This window comes from Marisediminitalea aggregata (assembly GCF_900129565.1).
GTDB classification, from domain to species: Bacteria; Pseudomonadota; Gammaproteobacteria; order Enterobacterales; family Alteromonadaceae; genus Alteromonas; species Alteromonas aggregata.
The window spans coordinates 790,746-810,788 of record NZ_FQWD01000002.1 but is presented as its reverse complement, the minus strand read 5'-3'; the positions used below and the strand labels follow the sequence as shown (position 1 = coordinate 810,788).

The window sequence follows — 20,043 nt, the reverse complement described above, 5'->3', positions numbered from 1 at the left end:
AGGCGTTGTTCAACTGCGCTGGTCGTATGTGTTTCTTTGCAGCTCAAGAGGCTTAATCGAATGATGTGTGCACAACAAGAACAATCTTGCCAAACACTGACCGTATTGGTTGTTGATGATGAAAAAGCCATTGTGAACGCGCTTAAACGAGAGCTTCGTTCCTTAGACTGCCAGGTGGTGACAGCTACATCCGGTCGTAAGGCCATGTCTATCCTGCGCACTCAATCCATATCCCTGCTTATTACAGACCATAATATGCCAGAAGTCACGGGCGTGGATTTATTGCGGTTTGCTCATCAGTATTCTCCGCAAACAAAAAGCTACATGTTAAGTGGCGAGGGCGATCTTCAGGCCGCAGTTGAATTATTAAACCAGGGACTCATTACAAAGTATCTGGCTAAGCCGTGGGATCGGGTATCACTGCAACAAGAAGTGTCAGCTATTTTAAACGCGTGCAAAGCGGCGAATGACAGCCATGTTCAGGACAACGCAGCACAACAAAAAGCGATTAAGGCTGTGTCACTTCGCGATTATCAGTCTCTTATATTGATTAGGCTGATGAATATTAGTGATATTCGCTTAAGTCACGGGGAGCAACATGCTTCAGAGCTCGAAGCCTTGCTGGAGAGCCGGATCGACAGCCTTATTACGCAAAAGCACTGCTTGCGTCTTGAACAGAGCGGTTTATTTGGTTTATACCTTGAACAAACTACAGTAGAACAAACACAAATCCTGTGCGCTCAAATCAGACAGCAACTCCAGCGCACATTTAACGTGAACGGCAGTGCGATTTTTTGTCATGTCGGTATTGGTTTCAGAGCGCTTCACGATTGCAGTCTGGACCACGACATTCTTATAAATAGCCTGAACGATACTATTGTCAGAGATAGTCACAGAATCAGCGTATCGCATCTGGACAACTCCACTATTTCTCAATACCAACGCCAACAGCAATTGAGTGCAGAGGTAGAGCAGGGGCTCAGAAACAAAGAGTTTAAATTAGCGTTTCAGCCCAAAGTCACCACCGAAACAGGGTTTATTCAAAGCGCTGAAATATTGCTGCGCTGGCAGCACCATAGTCTGGGCTGGGTACCGCCCTCGGAATTTGTGCGTTTAACAGAGTTAGACGGGCAAATTCAGGCCATTGGTGAATGGGTGCTGGAAAATGGATTCAAAGCGGCCAGCGAACTACGCCGGTTTAGCAGTGAGCTAAGCAGCATTGCGATTAATATATCGGCCAAGCAATTGCAGTCTACGCATATCGTTGAGTTCATCAGTGAAAAGCTGAAGCAGTATTATTTACCCCCTTCGTTTATTGAGCTGGAAATTACAGAGACGGCACTGGCCGAAAATGGTCAATACCTGGAAGAGCTATTGTGGCAACTAAAATTATTGGGCGTGAAGCTGGCCATTGACGATTTTGGTGCTGGCTTTACGTCATTTTCTTACTTATCGAAACTGCCCATCGATGTGTTAAAGCTAGACCGCAGCCTGATTGTGGATGTGCATAAAGACCGGCAGAGGCAGGAGTTCATCGGTAGCCTGATCGTGAGTTGCAAAAAACTGGGCATTAAAGTGGTTGCGGAAGGCGTGGAGGAAGAAGCGGAATTAGCCTGCTTGTCTTCAATGCGCTGCGACACAATTCAAGGCTTTATCTACAGTCCGGCGGTACCACGTCAGGAATTTGAAAAATTAATGATTCGCCAACCCTTTTGTAAATAACACACCGGTTGTTGTTGTGCCCTTAGGCACTTGGCCAAAGTCATTGCACTTTGGCCTTTTTTATTTGTGCGCACTGGCAATTCTGCCGGACTTGTTTTTTACTAAATAAGCCCAATTTCATTCTTATAACGACTGACACACGTTAAAAGTAAATCGTGCGGCAATGATATGCACTGGTCAGCAAATGCGAACGTTGATCCACTGGTAACTGACCAGTTGTTCGCCGTGATACTGATGCCGTTTTTCAACATACCCGTAAATTTAAGAGAAGTTCATGACAGCACTCGCCTTAGAAAAAGTAGACGGATTACCGTTATTCTCTGCCATTACGCCAGATCAGATTAAACCAGCAGTGGAGAAAGCCATTGCCCATTGTAAAGCGACTATTGAACAGGTGGTTGCCAGCAATCAGTACACCTATAAAAACGTGGTCGACAGCATTGACGAAGCCGATGACGTGCTGAATAAAATCTGGTCGCCTGTGTCACACATGAATTCGGTGGTTAGCAGTGATGAACTGCGCAAAGCGCATGACGACTGCTTACCGTTACTCTCTGAGTATGGTACCTGGGTAGGGCAACACGAAGGCTTGTATCAGGCCTACAAATCCCTGCGCGACAGTCAGGAATACGAACAACTGGACGAGGCCCAGCGCAAGGTCATCGACAATACTTTACGCGATTTCACGTTGTCTGGTGTTGCCTTGCCCGCTGACACGAAAAAGCGTTTTGCACAGATTCAGGCGCGTCTTTCTGAACTCTCCTCCACCTTTAGCAACAACGTTATGGATGCCACCATGGGGTGGACGAAGCACGTTACCGACGAAGCAGAGCTTGCTGGGTTACCTGAGTCAGCGCTGGATGCGGCGAAACAGGCTGCGCATCAGAAAGACTTGCAGGGCTGGTTGTTTACGCTGGATATCCCCAGTTACCTGCCGGTGATGTTGTACGCCGACAACCGGGCGCTGCGCGAAGAAATGTATCGCGCCTATGCGACCCGCGCGTCTGAACAGGGGCCGAATGCCGGAAAATGGGACAATAACCCGATTATTCAGGAAACCCTGGCACTGCGTACCGAGTTAGCTTCACTGCTGGGCTTTGCCAATTACGCCGAGCGCTCAATCGCCACCAAAATGGCCTCAACCACCGAGCAGGTTGTAGGGTTCCTGCGCGATCTGGCGGCTAAATCCAAGCCGCAGGCTGAGCGTGAACTGGCTGAAGTTCGCGCCTTTGCCGCTGAAAAGCACGGTATGGATGAAATGGAAGCCTGGGATGTGCCTTATTACAGCGAAAAGTTAAAGCAGGACCGCTATTCCATTTCAGATGAAATCCTGCGTCCCTATTTCCCTGAACACAAAGCACTAACTGGCTTGTTCACCGTGGTCGAAAAGTTATACGGGCTATCGATTAGCGAAGTGGAGAACGCCGATACCTGGCATAAAGATGTTCGCCTGTTCAGCATTACCGACAAAGACGGTACTTTACGCGGGCAGTTTTATTTAGATTTGTACGCACGACCCAAGAAGCGCGGTGGTGCCTGGATGGATGAATGCCGGGTGCGCCGGGTAAAAGCCAGCGGTGAACTACAAGCGCCGGTGGCGTACTTAACCTGTAACTTCAATGGACCAGTTGGTAACAAGCCCGCACTGTTTACCCACGACGAAGTGGTTACCCTGTTCCATGAATTCGGTCACGGTATTCACCACATGCTGACCCAAATGTCGGTACCCGGCGTATCAGGCATCAATGGTGTGCCATGGGATGCGGTAGAGCTTCCCAGTCAGTTTCTGGAAAACTGGTGCTGGCAGGAAGAAGCACTGGGCTTTATTTCAGGTCACTACGAGACCGGCGAGCCGCTGCCAAAATCCTTGTTAGACAAAATGCTGGCCGCGCGCGACTTCCAGGCCGCCATGCAAATGATTCGTCAATTGGAATTCAGTTTGTTTGATTTTATGTTGCATATGGAAGATGGCAAAACCGCCGATGTCCAGGGCGTACTAAAAACGGTGCGCGATGAAGTGTCTGTTATACAGCCGCCGTCGTTTAACCGTTTCCAAACCAGCTTTGGTCATATTTTTGCGGGCGGTTATGCGGCCGGTTATTACAGTTACAAATGGGCCGAAGTCCTGTCTGCTGACGCGTTCAGCCGATTTGAAGAAGAGGGGATTTTCAACCCGCAGACCGGCGCGGACTTCCTGCACAACATTCTGGAAATGGGCGGCAGCCGCGAGCCAATGGATCTGTTTGTTGCATTTAGAGGGCGCGAGCCTCAGGTTGATGCACTCCTTCGTCATAATGGCATTCAGGCATGAATGCAGAGAAATTTGATGCCATCTACGCCCGGGCGGCAGAACGCAAGGGCGGGGAAGCCGGATTAGAAGCCATCGTGGGGCAGCCTTTACCGGCTGCCTCCGTGGCTAAGTTAACCGATGACAGAGTACTGTCGGCCTTTACCAAAAAAGTATTCCAATCGGGTTTTGTGTGGCGGGTCATCGAACAGAAATGGCCAGACTTCGAAGATCTGTTTTTTAATTTTGATGTCGACAAAGTTTTGTTGATGTCTGACGAGATGTTAGAAAGCCGGGCTCAGGATAAGCGTATTGTGCGTAACCTGAAAAAGGTCATGACAATTCGCGACAATGCCATCATGTTGAAGGATATAGCGCTACAACATGGAAGTTTTGGCAAGTTTGCCGCTGACTTTACCGGCGCATCAGTTATCGACCTTTGGGCGCACCTGAAAAAGCACGGCGCGCGTTTGGGCGGCAATACCGGGCCTTATGCGCTGCGCACGCTGGGAATTGATACCTTCCTGCTGAGTCGCGATGTTGAAGGGTATTTCCGTGCCCATGATTTGATCAGTGGTGGATTAACCAGTAAGCAAAGTTTAACAACCATTGCAAACACGTTTGCCGACTGGCAAGCGCAAAGTGGCAGAAGTTTACAGGCTATCAGCCAGATCGTGTCCTACAGCTGTGGCGATAACCGCGTGTAACGCAAACCCACTCCTACTTACTATAAAAACGAAAAAATATTGAGGCAGAAATGAAAAAAACCGTGAAAACACTGATAGGTGTCGCTTGTGCAGCCGGGCTGGTTGCAGCAAGCAGTAGTGCTGCATTAGCCGGCACTGCAGAGCGCTTTAAAGGTCATATGAGCCTGCTGGCTGACGACCTCCTGCAAGGCCGGGATACCGGCAGTATCGGCCATGACTTTGCATCGCTCTACATTGCCAGTGAACTGACTAAGCTGGGCATTGCGCCGGCGGGTGACGACGGCAGTTATTATCAAATGGTGCCCTTTAAGCAGGCCACTATCGATATGAAAGCGCCAGCGCTATCGGTATCCAACGGCAGTGAAACAGTTGAATTTGCGTTCATGGATAACATGCTAATGAGCGCGAATATCAACGACACAGACACCCAAGTGACCGGTGAACTGGTGTTCGCAGGCTTTGGCATCGAAGCGCCGTTTCTGAATTACACCGATTACGATGGCGTAGATTTACGCGGTAAAGTGGCGGTGATTTTATCTGACCGCCCTCATAGCTTCCCAAGCGAAGAAGGTTCGCATTTCCGCCGTCAAATTTCCCAGGCGTTGGTAAAACACGGTGCAATCGGCGCGATTGTGTTGAGCACGCCAGTGTCGGAAAACGTCTTTCCTTTCGAAAAGCGTAAACTGTATGTAAGGACGCCGCGCACTCGATGGGTAGACCCCAATGGTGAAGTGTTTGGCGGTTACCCTGAGTTAAAAGCTGGCGCCACCTTGAGTGTAGAAGCTGGCATGCAGTTATTTGAACTGGCTGGTCTGGACTTACAAACCTATTTTGACAAAGTTGAAAACGGTGAACCGGTTGAAGGACGTCCGTTGGGCCTTACCGCTACGTTTACCAGCAAAGCGAATCACACTACGACCACCAGTCCTAATGTGATTGGCATTCTGGAAGGCAGCGATCCAACACTTAAAAATGAATTTATCGTGTTGACTGCGCACAGTGACCATATTGGCGTAAGTGGCCACTCTGTGCTGAAAGATAAAATCAACAACGGCGCAATGGATAACGCCAGCGGCGTGTCTACCTTGCTTGAGATTGCCCATGCAATTAGTCACTCTGACGTGAAACCAAAACGCTCAGTTATTTTTGCCTTTGTGACGGGCGAAGAGAAGGGACTGTTGGGTTCTGAGTATTTTGCACACTATCCACCGGTGCCAGTGCAAAGCATGGTGGCGAACGTCAATTTAGACATGCCTATCTTAACGTATCGTACTGACGAGATGATTGCCTTTGGTGCCTCGCACAGCTCACTGGAAAAGCCGGTTCGTGAAGCCTTGTTAAAACATGAGATCAAGCTGATAGACGATCCTATGCCGGAACAGGCCATTTTTGTACGAAGTGACCAATATAGCCTCGTGAAGCAAGGCGTACCGGCGGTGTATTTGGTACCGGGCATGGACAACAAAGAAGAAAACGCGATTGGCATGCCTGCGTCTGACTTTTTGAAAAAGCACTATCACATGCCGTCCGACGACCTGAACCTGCCTATTGATTATGAATGGGCGGCAAAGTTTGTGGATATTAACTTTGAAATCGTGATGAGCCTGGCTAATGGTAAGCAGACCCCAAGCTGGAATGAAGACAGCTTCTTTGCCACCTTCAAACAAGCTCAGGATGGTAAGCAGTAGCGGTTTTGGGTACACTGGCAAGCAGAAATTTATTGCCAGTTCAGGCTTTAGCGCACCGGAGAATCTGAAAAACGGTGCGCTAAGCATTAACAGAAGAAGTCAGCCATGCAAGAGCAACAATCCTCTCCATCCGCATCCGATCAAACTGAAAGCGGTGCGGAACAGTCTACCCATTTTGGTTTTCGTCAGGTAGAGCGTTCAAAAAAAGCGTCTTTGGTTGCCGGTGTCTTTGACTCTGTCGCCGCAAAATACGACATGATGAACGACCTGATGTCGATGGGCGTACACCGCTTGTGGAAGCGCTACACCATTGATTGCAGCGGTATTAAGCCAGGTCAAAAAGTCCTGGATCTCGCTGGTGGTACGGGCGATTTGGCCGCTAAATTCTCGCGTTTAGTTGGCCCTACAGGGCATGTCGTGTTGGCGGACATTAACCACTCAATGTTGTCGGTTGGCCGCGATAAATTACGCGACAAAGGCGTGGTAGGGAACGTTGATTACGTGCAGGCCAATGCAGAAGCGTTACCGTTTCCTGATAACCATTTCGATTTGGTTACCATGGCCTTCGGGCTTCGAAATGTAACCGACAAAGACAAAGCACTTGCGTCGATTTTCCGCGTATTGAAACCGGGAGGCCGCTTGCTGGTGCTGGAATTTTCCAAACCTACCAACGACATGCTGTCAAAAACCTACGACTGGTACTCGTTTAACATTCTGCCTACCATGGGCCAGATAGTGGCGAACGATAAAGAGAGTTACCAGTACCTGGCCGAGTCGATTCGCATGCATCCGGATCAGGATACGCTGAAAGGCATGTTCGAAAATGCCGGCTTTGAGCGTTGTGATTATCACAACCTGACAGGTGGTATTGTGGCACTGCACCGCGGGTACAAGTTTTAATGCCCACGGTACCGCTTCTCACCGCCGCAGCTGAAGTGCTTGCTAACAAGCTGTTAGCACTCGACCCTGACGCTAAGCAAAGCCTTAAACGGCTGCAAGGCAAGCGCCTGGTGATTAATCTGACCGATGTAAATCAGCGCATAGCGCTGGCAATTTCCGAACAGGTCGATGTACTGGCCTTGCAGGAACTACCAGAAGGTGACGACCTCACCTGTGTGGTAACCACTCGCCTGGCAGTATTGCCAAAACTCAAAGAAGCCAGCCAGCTAACCCAATTAATCAAAGCGGGCGAGTTGGAGGTGTCTGGAGAATTGGCTATCGCACAGCAGTTTTCCTCGGTAATAAACTCACTGGATATTGACTGGGAAGAGCAGCTTGCTCTGCACACAGGTGATGTGATTGCCAATCAGGTGTTTTCCATTGCAAGGTCGGTAGGTCAGCAACTAAAGCGCTTCGGCGATAAATCGTCGCTGATTGTTGGTAGTGCGCTGACCGATGAAAAGCAGTTGGCAGCGCATAAACTGGCCGTATTACATTTTTCCGATGAGGTAAGTCGTTTGCGCGATGATGCCGAACGTCTCGAATCCCGCTTGTCGCGCCTGGAGTCCAAGCAGTCTTAAATTATGCGTATTCTTCGTCTTTATCACATTAACAAAGTACTGCTGGAACACGGATTAGATGAATTGATCCCCGGACGCTGGCTGCCCTGGTACGTCCGGTTCTTGCGCCATTGTATCTTTTGGATCCCGAATCGCCATAAGGACAAAAGCGCTGGCGCGCGCATTATGCTGGCGTTGCAGGCACTGGGCCCGGTATTTATTAAATTTGGCCAGATGCTGTCTACCCGCAGAGACTTGTTGCCCCCACATATTGCCAATGAACTTGCCTTGCTGCAGGACCGGGTTGCCCCGTTTGATACCGAGCGAGCTCAGCACATTATTCGCCAATCACTGCAAGTGACATCGTTGGACGAGGTGTTCAGCGAGTTCGATACTACGCCACTTGCCTCTGCGTCTATAGCGCAGGTGCACGCTGCCAGACTAAAAGAAGGCGATATTGATGTGGTGGTGAAAGTACTTCGCCCCGATATTCGCAAGACCATTGTGGCCGACACCGAACTGATGATGACGCTGGCTAAGGTGCTGCAAAAGTGGTTACCCGATGGCAAACGCCTGCGTCCGGTGGAAGTCGTCAAAGAGTACGAAAAAACCATCGTTGATGAACTGGACCTTACCCGCGAAGCCGCCAATGGCATGCAGCTTGGGCGAAACTTTGAAGGTTCGGAAGCCTTGTACGTACCCACTATTTACAGTGATTACTGCCGCGCAAACGTGCTGGTCATGGAGCGCATTTACGGCATCCCGATTTCTAATATCGAAGCGCTCATTGAGCAGAACACCAATTTACGCATTCTTGCTGAACGTGGCGTAGAGGTGTTTTTTACGCAGGTTTTCCGCGACAGCTTCTTCCATGCAGACATGCATCCGGGAAATATCTTTGTTAGCCGCGAACATCCTGATAACCCGCAGTACATCGCCATTGATTTCGGTATTGTGGGCACGCTGAATCAGGAAGATAAGCGATACCTGGCAGAAAACTTTATTGCATTCTTTAACCGCGATTACCGCAAAGTAGCGCAACTCCACGCTGACTCTGGCTGGGTGCCATCAGACACCAATATCGATGAGTTTGAAGTGGCCATCCGCACTGTGTGCGAACCTATTTTTCAGAAGCCTTTGGCAGAGATCTCTTTTGGCAATGTGCTGGTTCAGTTGTTTAATACGGCGCGTAGATTTAACATGGTGGTGCAGCCTCAACTTGTGTTACTACAAAAAACATTGCTGTACGTTGAGGGGCTGGGTCGTCAGCTTTATCCGCAACTGGACTTGTGGCAAACCGCTAAGCCGTTTTTAGAAAACTGGTTGCGCGAACAAATTGGTGTGAAAGCCATGTTCACCAAAGTCAAAGCAAACCTGCCATTCTGGAGCGAGAAGCTGCCGGAAATGCCTGATTTGCTATACGACACACTCAAGCAGGTCAAGCGCTTCCCTGAGAAACAGCAGCAAGCAAATCTGGCGCTTTTGCAGCAACATGCTCGGGCACAAAAAGCGCTGCACTTTAGCATCGTGGGTGCGACCCTGGTTATTGTGAGCGCCATCGTACCATTATACGACGTACACTGGACGGTTCCGGCTTGTATCGGCTTAACTGGTATGATGTGTTGGTTTGCGGCCTGGTGGAAGGGCCGAAAAGCCCCGGAGTAAGCGGCTTTTTACATGTCAGCGAGATTAATTTTTTATTAAATCTAAAGACTTTTCGCAATTTTTGTATCAATTTGCTCAGTGTGTGGTTATAGTGGTTATGTTCTTTAAATAGTTGTGCTTTCGTTGGTTTATTAACGTCGCGCAGATATAAACATCGACTTCAACCTCGATGCTGTTAAACCTGTTGTTAGTTTTGCCGTGAGTCACCCTATTTAAAAGCAAGTCCGTGCAATTTAGCACAAAGGTTTTACAGAGTTTTTTTGAGGTTTTCATGTCTAAAGTAACTGGTACCGTTAAGTGGTTTAACGCAGAAAAAGGTTATGGCTTTTTAACGCAAGACGACGGCGGTAAAGACGTATTCGTACATTTCCGCGCAATCGTATCTGACGGATACAAGACCCTTGCAGAAGGTCAAAAGGTTCAATTCGAAGTTGAACAAGGCCAAAAAGGTCTTCAAGCGGCTAACGTAACAGCCCTTTAATGATTTTACGGCTCCCGGCGTTGTCGGGAGCTCGTTTTATACCTGAAGACAGGTTCCCTGTTTCAGTCCTTACACGTATTACTGCTTCGCAGTGGTAGGTGCAGCATGTTTGATACCCATCACTCGAACCCTTTTGAGAGATTGTATGTATCGATACCTCCTAAGTTGCCTGCTATTTATTTCTACACTCACCATTGCACAGACTGACGCACCAGCTGACCAGGTTGTCACTGTTGCTGGCAAGTCCTTTCTGAAATCGAATTTCGAACAACCCGCCAAAAAAGACGAACAGGACGAGGAAAACAATCAGCTTCGTCAGGATATTTTTTACTTTAGTCAGGTCAACGCGTTTGTGCTGCGAACACTGGTTGAAGACTACGCTGAACACAATCAGATAACACCCAAGCCGGAACATGTTGAAGGCTTTAAGCAAGCTTACGCGAGCGCAGGGTTGTCAGAAGAAAAACTGGCCTCACTGGCTAACTTTAACGCGCTGCGATTTGCGACAGATAAACACATGTACGAACAGCTTGGCGGCAGAGTCGTGTTTGATCAGGGACACCCTAAAATGCCTATTGAGGCTTATTCAAAACTGCTGATGACTTACAAACAGTCGGGGCGCTTGGTATTTCATGAACAGAAGTACGAGTCCCTGTTTTGGAAAAGCCTTGAGCGTCCTGACGCGCTGGAAATACCTCCTCAGGACGTCAAGTACGATTCACCATGGTGGATGAGTGTGGCGCGATAACAAAACATCTGATCAGGCTGTCAGGTCGCAGGGCAATTGAGAAAAAAGCGGCGTTGAGAAGTAACGCTCGGCACCGTCGGCCGCAATAGCAACAATTTTCTTACCCCGGTAAGCGGGTTGCCTGGCAAGCGATAGCGCAACCGATAGGGTCGCGCCGCTTGAGATGCCAACGGCTATCCCTTCTTTTCTGGCTGCCCGACGCGCGGTATCGAGTGCAGCGTCATCAGTTACCGTCAGTACCTTATCGATAAAACGCTTATCCAGCAAAGGCGGAATTAAACCTGGGTGAACGCCAGGGATACCGTGTGAGCCTGCTTTGCCTTCACTAAGTAACGGGCAGTTGCTGGGTTCTGCTATCACAATTTCTATTGAAGCGTCCTGCTGTTTTAAAAAGCGACCAATACCCGTGGCAGTGCCGCCTGTGCCCATTCCGGTGACGACAACATCAATATCTTCACCCATGTCCTGCCATATTTCGCGGGCAGTACTTCTGGCGTGTTCGGCAGCATTGACCGGGTTAGCAAACTGGTCCATCGATACCGCGCCTTCAACCGTTTTTAATAGTGTTTCCGCTACTGCCATGGCCCCGGGCATCCCGTCTGTTTCAGACGTGAGCACCAGGTTCGCCCCGTAAAAACGAATCAACTGCTGGCGCTCTTTGGACATATGTTCAGGCATCACTATGGTTACCGGAACCTGATGAATGGCCCCTAACCACGCACAAGCTACACCGCTGTTGCCCGAAGTCGCTTCAATGACGTTTAGCTTAGCGTGCTGGTGGGTATTCAAAATATGCTCGAACATGGCTTTTGCCGCACGATCTTTGATTGAGCCTGCCGGGTTGAAATACTCAAGTTTGGCAAACACCTGTCCTAACGTGCCTTCTTCATTGCACAAACGTTGTAACTGGAGCATAGGGGTATTGCCAATGGTTTCGGTAATGCATTGCACCACGCGTTGACGTGGCGCAACGCGGTGTGGAAAGGAAAGCGTATTATTCATGCAGCTGGTTCTGGCAATTAAACATAACACCAGTATCGCAACATCGGTCGAAATTAATTGCTAACAAATTCAGATAATGTCACTATTTTTAAAAATTAATTCTACTCAATGAAGATAAGTTGAAAAATATTACTCTTGATTCGGTTGATAAGGAGATTTTAAGTCTCCTTCAAGCCGATTCTGATATTGCGATACAAGATATTGCGGAAAAAGTGGGTTTAACCGCCACGCCTTGTTGGCGTCGCATTCAGCGTTTGCAAGAGCAAGGGCTTATACAACGACGCGTTGCGTTACTCGACGCCCAGTCGCTTGGGTTAAATCTCACAGTGTTTGTGCAGGTAAAAGCCGCGCGGCATGACGACAAATGGTTAACGCAATTTGCTGAACATTGCAGTGCGTTTGAAGAAGTCGTGGAGTTTTACCGCATGTCTGGTGAATACGACTATCTGCTGAAAGTGATGGTGGCGGACATGCAGCGTTTCGATCACTTTTACAAACGCCTTATCAAAGGGGTGAACTTAGGTGATGTCACGTCCAGTTTTGCCATGGAACAAATTAAATACACCACGTCACTGCCTTTAAACCAAATGTAACGAATAAAAACAGGAGACAACTATGGCCGCCAATCCCTACTGGCAGGACTTACTCATGCTCGACAAGCAACTTTCTGATGAAGAACGCATGTTGCGGGACACTGCCCATCAGTTTTGCCAGGAGACGCTGCAACCGGGTATTTTACAGGCTAACAGAGAGGGTAAGTTTGACCCGGCTATTATGCGCCAGTTTGGCGAAATGGGCATGCTGGGCTCAACCATTGATGGTTATGGGTGTGCCGGGTTGAGTTATATAGGTTACGGACTGATTGCAAGGGAAGTCGAGCGGGTAGACAGTGGCTACCGCAGTGCCATGAGTGTGCAGTCTTCACTGGTGATGCATCCTATCAATAAGTTTGGTAGCGAAGCGCAAAAGCAGAAGTTTTTACCGGGTCTGGCGACCGGTGAGTTGATTGGTTGTTTTGGGTTAACCGAACCCGACGCCGGGTCTGATCCCGCCGGGATGAAAACCCGTGCGGTAAAAGTGGAAGGTGGATACAAGCTCACTGGCAGCAAAATGTGGATCACCAACTCGCCGCTTGCCGACGTGATGGTGGTATGGGCAAAAAATACTGACATGGATAACGCGATATGCGGCTTTTTGCTTGAGCGCGGAATGTCTGGCTTAAGCACGCCAGAAATCCATGGCAAGCTATCGCTAAAGGCGTCGATCACCGGCGAAATTGTCATGGACAACGTGTTTGTGCCAGAAGAGAACATGCTGCCTGGCGTATCCGGTTTAAAAGGCCCATTCAGTTGTTTAAACATGGCACGTTACGGTATTGCATGGGGCGCAATGGGCGCGGCTGAGTTTTGCTGGCATGCAGCAAGACAATACGGATTAGAGCGTACGCAGTTTGGTAAGCCTCTGGCCCAAACACAACTGTTTCAAACCAAGTTGGCTGACATGCAAACTGAAATTGCACTGGGGCTGCAAGCGGCTTACCGGGTAGGGCAGTTAATTGACAGTGGCGACTACGACCCTGCTATGATTTCTCTGATTAAACGCAACAACTGCGGCAAAGCGCTCGATATTGCTCGCAAGTCTCGCGACATGCATGGCGGTAACGGTATTGCCGACGAGTTTCATATTATGCGTCATATGATCAACCTCGAAACAGTGAATACGTACGAAGGTACTTATGATATTCACGGTTTGATTCTGGGGCGCGCGCAAACCGGCTTACAAGCCTTTTTCTAATTGTTAAACAAGGACGTGAAATGAACCTCAACCAGGTAACGCTGCCCGTCACCAATATGCCTGAGTCGGTGGCGTTTTACTTAAAGCTGGGATTTACTTTAATAGTAGATACTCCCCAATACGCTCGTTTTTCCTGTCCTGAAGGTGACGCCACGTTTTCGTTGTCATTAAGCGAAGACTGCGGCTCGCAGCAGGCTGTGATTTACTTTGAGCATGAGCAACTCGATGAATGGGTAGAACAACTGCAAACCAAAGGCGTGGAGTTTGAGCAACTCCCCAAAACTGAGCGGTATCTATGGCGCGAAGCTGTTGTTCTTGACCCTTCAGGGAACAAAATAAAACTGTATTGGGCCGGCAAAAACCGTTTGAATCCGCCCTGGCGGATTAATGTAACGGAGTAAAAATTTGACTGGGATATACATCATAGGCGTGCTTTTTTAGAACGCTTTAGTGACACCCCACTACTTACAGATTTTAAACATCAATCCACCTTTATGCCGTCGCTGAGATTGCGTTGAAATGTGCAGGATGAAACTGCTCTGCATAACATCCCAACAGTCGTTAAATTGTGTTTGTAGGTCAGAACGGCACTGTTTTATCTGATTTAAAATTGCTCACACCTTTTAGATTGACTGTTTTCATTCAGGGTTGTCGCTAGTTGGTTTGCCAGTGCCCTGGCTCTGTTTTTGGCATTCTGTAATGATTGTTCGTGCCGATGGTCGGCAAACTCCTGATACTCCGAAGCAATCTCGTAAATATTTGTCACACCGAGATATTTACTTAGTGTGCGTATATGCGGTACCAAGTGGCCTGATGTTTCGTTAATACCACCCTTGTCAAAGCCGAATTCGCCACTTGAAGTAATAATGACTAAGGTTTTATGAGATAACAGTGGTTTCAGCGGCTGATCGCCTCGAGCTAAGTCAAAGTCGAAAGTTTTATTTATTCTTATAATTTGGTCAAACCATGCCTTTAATTGGGCAGGCATACCATAATTATACATAGGCGATGATATGACAATGAGTTCAGCGCGCTCTACTTCACCGATAAGCTCATCTGATAGCGCCAGGGTCTGCAATTGCTGTTTGTTCCTTTTGGCCGTAGGTGTAAACACTGCACCAATCCAGTCCTGAGTAATAAAATGAGGCGGATTAACACCAATATCACGATAGATATATTCATCTATGTTTGTTTCGTTTTTTAATTGTGTAATAAACAGTTTTGCCAGATTTTTAGAGATTGAGTCATGATCAGAATTTGTATTGGATATCTTTCTGACACTTGAATCTATATGTAATATAACACTCATTACTAATACCTTTTTTGGTTAAGATGAGTTGTGATTCTGAAACGATTGAACATTAGTGACAAACGAATAAAATGCAACTAATGATGAGTAAAATTCATCTTGCATGGAATTCTGACGAAAGGGGATGTTATGCAGGTTTCTTTACCCGCACTGAGAGCATTTGACGCTGCAGCACGGCTTGGGAGTTTTAAGGCAGCGGCGGCTGAATTATCCATTTCTCCTACTGCGGTATCTCATCATATCTCTAATCTGGAACAGCGTTTATGTGTGACTCTGTTTGAACGCGCCGCAAGGAGGGTAGCGCTAACCGAAGTGGGGAGAGAGCTTTCAGTTGCTACTTGCCAAGGGTTTCAAACTATTGAGACTGCTATTGAAAACATAGTGTTCAATAATAAGCACATCAGAGTATCTACTACATCGTCATTTGCTGGATTGGTGCTAATTCCATCACTACATGCTTTTTATAGAAAGCATCCTGATGTTCAGATAAATATAACAAGTGGCGAAAGTATCGATACGGATAGTTACAGTTTGCCCATTAGGTTTGGTGACAAAGCAAGGCAGAATGAAGATGATATTCTCAGCTCTGAAAGGTTTAATACATTTTGCAGTGTCCAGTCGGTACACCAGCACGAGCGGGCCGAACATTTAACTATTTACACAACCGAATGGAAGAATATTGAACTGCCTAAAGTGCCTCTTCAGGCCTGGCTTGAGCTTAATGGTTTGCAGAATAAGCCTGTCACAGTCAAAACATTTGATCAGGAACTATTTGGTATCCAACAGGCACTGCTTGAAAATGCATTGGTGTTTTGCTCAGCTACGCTCGTGAAAAGTTATATTAAGGCCGGGGTACTTACAGAACTGAATACAAAGGCTGTTGATTCAGCACTTTGCTATTACATTCCAGAAAGATCAAAACGTCGAAACCGAACTAATGTTAACTTTGTAGAATGGCTGGGACACATCATCAGAGACTCATAAAGCAAGAGGTTACAACGAACCTAACAGTAACTCTTGAATAGTTAATACGCTTAAATGTCACTTTTCGCTCTTAGTAGACGATACCCAGTGCTAACAATCTGCGCCGCTATAACGTACTGTATATCTAAAAAACGTAAATAAACCCAATTCCTACCTCAGCTTCATAATCGCTGCGGGCGATAGGACTTTTCTGCACTTCACTGCTGTAGTATTCAAACAGGGCTTCACCGTAAATTTGCCAATTTTCCCTGACGTAGTAGCGGAAACTGTAATCTACGCCAATAGAACGCAAGCCGCCGCTTAGCGAAATAGCATCAAGTCCTGATGCAGCCGATTGCGCATCGTTTATACCAAATCCTTTGTTGGCGTATTCGCTGTCGTGGAATACTGCAACCAGGTTAATTTCAGAGCCGGAGCCATCAGTTTGATCCCCGAAACGGCGGCCAATGCCAAATAAACCCAGATTACCATCACCGCCAGTGACTACCCTCCCCACTAACCAATACCGCCAATCTGTGCTGAATGCCCGACGGGCCTGAAATACTGCTTCAAAGCCTTCTTCCTGACTACCTAATCCGTCCAGATAGCCCTCGTCAGAATCACCTTCTTCGCGGCCCTCTTCGAAGCCTAATAATGCTTCAAATAGCCAGACGTCATCGCGACGTCCACGCCAGCCAAAGGCTTCACCGGCGAAGTAAAAGATATTGTCACCACTACGCCATTGCACGGCCCCGGCAGGTTGAATTTCAAAGCCAAATTCATCAGAACCCTCGTAGGCGGTCTCGTATTCGACACCGAGCCCCAGGCCAACTGCCCAGCCATCTTCACCTTTAGTAAAGTCGTCTAGCGAGGGCAGTGGAACCAAAGCAGTATCCGTGTTCTGAGCAATCGCTGGGTATGAGGCAAGCAACCCTGCACAAATTAACAGTGCCCTGGCAATGTGATTTTTCATGATGGCAATTTCCAAAAGTTGGGTATGTAAAGTGTAGTTAAATTTTTATAGGTGGGTATACGGAAGTGAATGCCGATAAGTTCAGCATTCAACGGATTGATTTTGACCTCTACAGGACAAACTTTTGCCACTGTTGCTCCAGCATATTACAAATGAAAACGCAGGTGCTCACTGCAAGCAGTGACGATTTATCTAAGTCAAATAGGGTAATAATCGCCAATCCACATGCAACTGAAAACAAAATACTACCTGCTATTTTCTTCAGCAATATGGTTTGACGCGTATTACCATCATGTAATTTAATGAGTGCCATAATGCAGTGCATATCCGCTGGATATGAGTGATGCACTGAATGCGGTAAGCGCTACTGTAGCACCGATGCCCGGAACCAGCAGAACACCGGTAAAAAAGATTGATGCAGCCAGCGACGCACCATAGCCAGTATCATTAGATATGCCACCAGATACCGCTTCCAGTTCCTGGGGCGAGAGAGTTTGAATTGCAGTGTTTTCCATATTCTTTTTCCTAAGGGGGTTAACGAAGCACATGCTTCATAAACAGTATGGTTGGTCAAACAATGGGAAACTACTGACTGCGAGATCAGAATGTTGCTGTGTTAGCCGTGATGATTTTTTGGGGCGTAGGCCCCGGTTCACGGCCCCGGGTCACGGCCCCGGTTCACGGCCCCGGGTCAAGCCCGGGGTGACGGAGTAGTTGGGAGTACGGCGTTTTTATCGTACCGTTACTGGCTCTTTTTCAGTTCAAATACCGACTCGACTGGAACATTAAAGTACTCGGCAATTTTAAGCGCAATCACCACTGAGGGGGTGAAGCGACCCGTTTCGACCGTGCTAATGGTTTTTCTTGAAACACCAATAGCGGTAGCGAGGTCCTGTTGAGACAGTTTGTGTTGCAGGCGTAACTTGTGAATGTGGTTGTCTAGTTCTTCATTCATCGTTGTCGTTACCCTGTAGTTTTACCAGTACAACAATGCCGTGCAGTAAGAAGCTCAGTGACAGCACTATCTGCGCTAGGCTTAACAGCGCATTTTCGCCTGCCAGGTCATAAAACCACTGGCTATCGCCGAAAACAACCAACATCATTAAGCCAATCGACATCACCATAAACGCCAGACGAATACTCAGTGACGATACGTAATCGGTATATTCATCTGAAAATTGCATTGTCCAGAATGCTTTGGTGTGAAATTGCCCTTTGTAGGACCAGCTTTTTATTGCAAAGCAAATAAGACTAATCAGGCAGACCAGCAATGTTCCTTCGAATATCCAATGAAAAATACCGTCGTTAAATACATTGGCATCCTCTACCGTTAACAGCGCCCAAAAGCAGGCGAGTGCAATGCTGCATTTACCGGTTAGGTTGAGGTAAAGCTGTTCTTTTTCTGCGATCGATAGTGTGTTTACTTGCGTTGCTGTCATGATGTCATTCCTTTTTTGACCGTGGGTGCCGAACTCGTTAGTGAGCTGATACCCTAAACTATCAAATGTAACCTATAGGTATCTATTGTTACCTTTGGGTATCACATATGGCAAGTACTTTTTGTTTGTTTTCTAGTCGCGATTAATGATTTTGGTGATACTCTATTGTTTTTAATAGTGATTTTTATCTACGGAAGGAAAGGTATGGCTATCAGTGTGGTTGTCGCGTCTTCCCGGCAAAACGGGCATACAGTAGCCCTAGTGAATTCACTCGTTACCTTCGAGCCTGCAACGGTAATAGACTTGTCTGAAAAGCAGCTGTCGTATTTCGACTATGAACATGGCAATAAGCAAGACGATTTTTTACACATTCTCAGCGACTTGATCGCTAGTGAGTTTATTGTGTTTGCCACCCCGGTGTATTGGTATTCGATGTCGGCACAACTCAAAGTGTTTATAGACCGGCTTACCGACTTGCTCACAATAGAAAAAGAAATGGGCAGAGCGTTAAGAGGGAAGCGGTTTGCGGTAATCGCGACCGGCACAGATTCTGAATTACCGGCTTGCTTTACTGAACAATTCCAACGTATTGGTGACTACCTTGGCATGCAAATGTTGCCGCCACTGTATTGTCAGTGTCCGGATGGCTTTAACGAATCACAACATAAAGTCGCCATTTCGAACTTTGCTGAACTAATCAAAGGCTATTGATATTGCCGTTACCAGCGATTCATCATGCGTTTGTAGACTTCGTGATCAAGATAGGATTTTCTTGGTGTTGTAGGGGCGCCGGCTAATTTTGCCTGAACAGCGGCCCAGTCAGGCAGCACTTCGCCATCTACCAGGTATTTTGAAGCTTGAGACGGCATGGTTGAGTCCAACGCAAAGGCACCTGTTAACGCGTCTGTGGATGAGAGCGGATGCGGCACGCTCGAACTGGTTATCCAATCTGCCACGCCATCATCGTCTACGTCTTTTGAAATCCAGGACAAGCCAAGAATCTTGTTGTAGCTGCCATCATGCTGCGCGTTTGCAATGTACGTGTTGAAAGCGTTTATTGCCTTTTGTGCTTGTGGATGGTCAGCGCGGATACTCAGATGCAAGCTCGCCTGAATAATGGGTTTTATTGAGCTATACAGTGGTCGTTCGCGGTATTCAACTAATAGCCTGTTGAACTCCCTCAGCAACAATTCGTCTTCCAACAGGTATTCTGCGCGCTGTTCTGAAAGCTGCTTAAAGCTGTCGAAAACGGTTGGATTTCTGACCCAGGATACGGCTTTAACCAAACGCAGGGGAGGTGTATTAGCCAGTCGGTTCTCCGCAGCCACCCGACCATTGCGAATATGAGAGAAATGGCTGATGTCGTCCAGTGCCTCTTTTCGACTAGCCAAATATAAATTTACCGGTAGATAAGCGTCGGAATACAGGAAGCCGGCGCGTTTGTCATTCAGCGATAAAAAGGCATATTCGCCGTCGTATTTGCCAGTGAGCAGCCCACTACCTGAAAATGCCGGGCGGTCGATATGTAACGAAGCGGGTAAGTCGATGCTCGATAACGCTTCGGTAATGAGTACGTTGATGCGAGCTGGCTCGTTATCTTCGGCAACCAAGGTGGGCAGTGGGTTTGCGACCAGATTTAATGGTTCGGCGCCATATACCGCTGTGCTGGTAAGCAACGCTGATATAAAACTCAACAGACCCGCTCGTACTCGATTTGCCATAACATTCATTTACCTTTGGTTGCGACGGTGTGCGAACGTCTGCCT

Annotated in this window: 21 protein-coding genes; 14 read left to right on the top strand and 7 right to left on the bottom strand. The window is 47.7% G+C overall.

From position 1 onward, the window contains the following. Positions 1-60 precede the first annotated feature (60 nt). From BUB81_RS07690 to BUB81_RS07650, 9 genes are all read left to right on the top strand, one after another. Positions 61-1,722 carry an EAL domain-containing response regulator gene (locus BUB81_RS07690; protein ID WP_073320703.1) on the top strand — a complete coding sequence of 554 codons (1,662 nt, stop codon included), beginning with the start codon at positions 61-63 and terminating at the stop codon, positions 1,720-1,722. A 274-nt stretch (positions 1,723-1,996) separates the two neighbouring features. Next, positions 1,997-4,033, top strand: a complete 2,037-nt coding sequence (gene prlC / locus BUB81_RS07685) for an oligopeptidase A (RefSeq protein ID WP_073320700.1) — start codon at positions 1,997-1,999, stop codon at positions 4,031-4,033. After that, positions 4,030-4,716 carry a DNA-3-methyladenine glycosylase I gene (locus BUB81_RS07680; RefSeq protein WP_073320697.1) on the top strand — a complete coding sequence of 229 codons (687 nt, stop codon included), beginning with the start codon at positions 4,030-4,032 and terminating at the stop codon, positions 4,714-4,716. Before prlC ends, BUB81_RS07680 begins: the two co-directional genes overlap by 4 nt. 50 nt (positions 4,717-4,766) lie before the next feature. Continuing rightward, a complete protein-coding gene (locus BUB81_RS07675; protein ID WP_073320694.1) occupies positions 4,767-6,404 on the top strand; it encodes a M28 family metallopeptidase in 1,638 nt (545 codons plus the stop codon). A 105-nt stretch (positions 6,405-6,509) separates the two neighbouring features. Beyond that, on the top strand, positions 6,510-7,304 hold the full coding sequence (gene ubiE, locus BUB81_RS07670; protein ID WP_073320691.1) for a bifunctional demethylmenaquinone methyltransferase/2-methoxy-6-polyprenyl-1,4-benzoquinol methylase UbiE: 795 nt from the start codon (positions 6,510-6,512) through the stop codon (positions 7,302-7,304). Beyond that, entirely contained in the window at positions 7,304-7,924 is a 621-nt protein-coding gene (locus BUB81_RS07665) for a ubiquinone biosynthesis accessory factor UbiJ (protein ID WP_073320688.1), read from the top strand. The genes ubiE and BUB81_RS07665 overlap by 1 nt, the downstream gene beginning before the upstream one ends. A gap of 3 nt (positions 7,925-7,927) precedes the next feature. Beyond that, positions 7,928-9,568, top strand: a complete 1,641-nt coding sequence (gene ubiB, locus BUB81_RS07660; RefSeq protein ID WP_073320685.1) for a ubiquinone biosynthesis regulatory protein kinase UbiB — start codon at positions 7,928-7,930, stop codon at positions 9,566-9,568. A 271-nt stretch (positions 9,569-9,839) separates the two neighbouring features. Next, positions 9,840-10,049 (top strand): transcription antiterminator/RNA stability regulator CspE, encoded by a 210-nt coding sequence (gene cspE / locus BUB81_RS07655; RefSeq protein WP_073321127.1) that lies wholly within the window; start codon positions 9,840-9,842, stop codon positions 10,047-10,049. A 145-nt stretch (positions 10,050-10,194) separates the two neighbouring features. Beyond that, entirely contained in the window at positions 10,195-10,797 is a 603-nt protein-coding gene (locus tag BUB81_RS07650; RefSeq protein ID WP_073320682.1) for a hypothetical protein, read from the top strand. Positions 10,798-10,809: 12 nt separating this feature from the next. Here the strand turns inward: BUB81_RS07650 and BUB81_RS07645 are convergent, their stop codons facing one another. After that, the gene (locus BUB81_RS07645; protein WP_084526321.1) at positions 10,810-11,799 is read right to left on the bottom strand and encodes a PLP-dependent cysteine synthase family protein; all 990 of its coding nucleotides are present in this window, start codon (positions 11,797-11,799) and stop codon (positions 10,810-10,812) included. Between the two features lie 119 nt (positions 11,800-11,918). On the opposite strand from BUB81_RS07645, the gene BUB81_RS07640 reads away from it, so the two are divergent. The 3 genes from BUB81_RS07640 to BUB81_RS07630 are packed head-to-tail and all read left to right on the top strand — an operon-like array spanning position 11,919 to position 13,994. Continuing rightward, on the top strand, positions 11,919-12,392 hold the full coding sequence (locus tag BUB81_RS07640; protein WP_370240206.1) for an Lrp/AsnC family transcriptional regulator: 474 nt from the start codon (positions 11,919-11,921) through the stop codon (positions 12,390-12,392). A gap of 22 nt (positions 12,393-12,414) precedes the next feature. After that, positions 12,415-13,593, top strand: coding sequence for an acyl-CoA dehydrogenase (locus tag BUB81_RS07635; protein WP_073320677.1), 1,179 nt, complete (start codon positions 12,415-12,417; stop codon positions 13,591-13,593). Positions 13,594-13,613: 20 nt separating this feature from the next. Continuing rightward, entirely contained in the window at positions 13,614-13,994 is a 381-nt protein-coding gene (locus tag BUB81_RS07630; protein WP_073320674.1) for a VOC family protein, read from the top strand. A 203-nt stretch (positions 13,995-14,197) separates the two neighbouring features. Here the strand turns inward: BUB81_RS07630 and BUB81_RS07625 are convergent, their stop codons facing one another. Further along, entirely contained in the window at positions 14,198-14,902 is a 705-nt protein-coding gene (locus BUB81_RS07625; protein WP_073320671.1) for an FMN-dependent NADH-azoreductase, read from the bottom strand. A gap of 129 nt (positions 14,903-15,031) precedes the next feature. Here BUB81_RS07625 and BUB81_RS07620 point away from each other — a divergent pair, with 129 nt between their 5' ends. After that, the gene (locus BUB81_RS07620) at positions 15,032-15,886 is read left to right on the top strand and encodes a LysR family transcriptional regulator (RefSeq protein WP_073320668.1); all 855 of its coding nucleotides are present in this window, start codon (positions 15,032-15,034) and stop codon (positions 15,884-15,886) included. A gap of 124 nt (positions 15,887-16,010) precedes the next feature. Here the strand turns inward: BUB81_RS07620 and BUB81_RS07615 are convergent, their stop codons facing one another. The 4 genes from BUB81_RS07615 to BUB81_RS07595 form a co-directional block, all read right to left on the bottom strand. Continuing rightward, positions 16,011-16,838, bottom strand: a complete 828-nt coding sequence (locus tag BUB81_RS07615; protein ID WP_073320665.1) for a MipA/OmpV family protein — start codon at positions 16,836-16,838, stop codon at positions 16,011-16,013. A gap of 299 nt (positions 16,839-17,137) precedes the next feature. Further along, a complete protein-coding gene (locus tag BUB81_RS07605) occupies positions 17,138-17,353 on the bottom strand; it encodes a hypothetical protein (protein WP_073320659.1) in 216 nt (71 codons plus the stop codon). Between the two features lie 227 nt (positions 17,354-17,580). Beyond that, positions 17,581-17,793: a helix-turn-helix transcriptional regulator gene (locus BUB81_RS07600; protein ID WP_073320656.1), complete on the bottom strand. Its 213-nt coding sequence runs from the start codon at positions 17,791-17,793 to the stop codon at positions 17,581-17,583. Continuing rightward, positions 17,786-18,277, bottom strand: a complete 492-nt coding sequence (locus BUB81_RS07595; RefSeq protein WP_073320653.1) for a hypothetical protein — start codon at positions 18,275-18,277, stop codon at positions 17,786-17,788. Before BUB81_RS07595 ends, BUB81_RS07600 begins: the two co-directional genes overlap by 8 nt. Positions 18,278-18,481: 204 nt before the next feature. Between BUB81_RS07595 and BUB81_RS07590 the strand changes: the two genes are divergently transcribed. Further along, entirely contained in the window at positions 18,482-18,988 is a 507-nt protein-coding gene (locus BUB81_RS07590) for a flavodoxin family protein (RefSeq protein ID WP_084526319.1), read from the top strand. A gap of 8 nt (positions 18,989-18,996) precedes the next feature. Here the strand turns inward: BUB81_RS07590 and BUB81_RS07585 are convergent, their stop codons facing one another. Next, complete coding sequence (locus BUB81_RS07585) at positions 18,997-19,998, bottom strand: type 2 periplasmic-binding domain-containing protein (protein ID WP_073321118.1); 1,002 nt, start codon at positions 19,996-19,998, stop codon at positions 18,997-18,999. Between the last annotated feature and the right edge of the window lie 45 nt (positions 19,999-20,043).

Excerpts from the sequence above, each read along its gene's own strand:
- BUB81_RS07675 (WP_073320694.1), top strand. The coding sequence starts at position 4,767 with ATGAAAAAAACCGTGAAAACACTGATAGGTGTCGCTTGTGCAGCCGGG.
- BUB81_RS07620 (WP_073320668.1), top strand. The coding sequence starts at position 15,032 with ATGCAGGTTTCTTTACCCGCACTGAGAGCATTTGACGCTGCAGCACGG.
- BUB81_RS07615 (WP_073320665.1), bottom strand. The coding sequence starts at position 16,838 with ATGAAAAATCACATTGCCAGGGCACTGTTAATTTGTGCAGGGTTGCTT.
- BUB81_RS07690 (WP_073320703.1), top strand. The coding sequence starts at position 61 with ATGATGTGTGCACAACAAGAACAATCTTGCCAAACACTGACCGTATTG.
- BUB81_RS07625 (WP_073320671.1), bottom strand. The coding sequence starts at position 14,902 with ATGAGTGTTATATTACATATAGATTCAAGTGTCAGAAAGATATCCAAT.
- BUB81_RS07630 (WP_073320674.1), top strand. The coding sequence starts at position 13,614 with ATGAACCTCAACCAGGTAACGCTGCCCGTCACCAATATGCCTGAGTCG.
- BUB81_RS07595 (WP_073320653.1), bottom strand. The coding sequence starts at position 18,277 with ATGACAGCAACGCAAGTAAACACACTATCGATCGCAGAAAAAGAACAG.
- ubiE (WP_073320691.1), top strand. The coding sequence starts at position 6,510 with ATGCAAGAGCAACAATCCTCTCCATCCGCATCCGATCAAACTGAAAGC.
- BUB81_RS07635 (WP_073320677.1), top strand. The coding sequence starts at position 12,415 with ATGGCCGCCAATCCCTACTGGCAGGACTTACTCATGCTCGACAAGCAA.
- BUB81_RS07600 (WP_073320656.1), bottom strand. The coding sequence starts at position 17,793 with ATGAATGAAGAACTAGACAACCACATTCACAAGTTACGCCTGCAACAC.
- ubiB (WP_073320685.1), top strand. The coding sequence starts at position 7,928 with ATGCGTATTCTTCGTCTTTATCACATTAACAAAGTACTGCTGGAACAC.
- BUB81_RS07680 (WP_073320697.1), top strand. The coding sequence starts at position 4,030 with ATGAATGCAGAGAAATTTGATGCCATCTACGCCCGGGCGGCAGAACGC.
- BUB81_RS07585 (WP_073321118.1), bottom strand. The coding sequence starts at position 19,998 with ATGGCAAATCGAGTACGAGCGGGTCTGTTGAGTTTTATATCAGCGTTG.
- cspE (WP_073321127.1), top strand. The coding sequence starts at position 9,840 with ATGTCTAAAGTAACTGGTACCGTTAAGTGGTTTAACGCAGAAAAAGGT.
- BUB81_RS07590 (WP_084526319.1), top strand. The coding sequence starts at position 18,482 with ATGGCTATCAGTGTGGTTGTCGCGTCTTCCCGGCAAAACGGGCATACA.
- prlC (WP_073320700.1), top strand. The coding sequence starts at position 1,997 with ATGACAGCACTCGCCTTAGAAAAAGTAGACGGATTACCGTTATTCTCT.
- BUB81_RS07665 (WP_073320688.1), top strand. The coding sequence starts at position 7,304 with ATGCCCACGGTACCGCTTCTCACCGCCGCAGCTGAAGTGCTTGCTAAC.
- BUB81_RS07645 (WP_084526321.1), bottom strand. The coding sequence starts at position 11,799 with ATGAATAATACGCTTTCCTTTCCACACCGCGTTGCGCCACGTCAACGC.
- BUB81_RS07605 (WP_073320659.1), bottom strand. The coding sequence starts at position 17,353 with ATGGAAAACACTGCAATTCAAACTCTCTCGCCCCAGGAACTGGAAGCG.
- BUB81_RS07650 (WP_073320682.1), top strand. The coding sequence starts at position 10,195 with ATGTATCGATACCTCCTAAGTTGCCTGCTATTTATTTCTACACTCACC.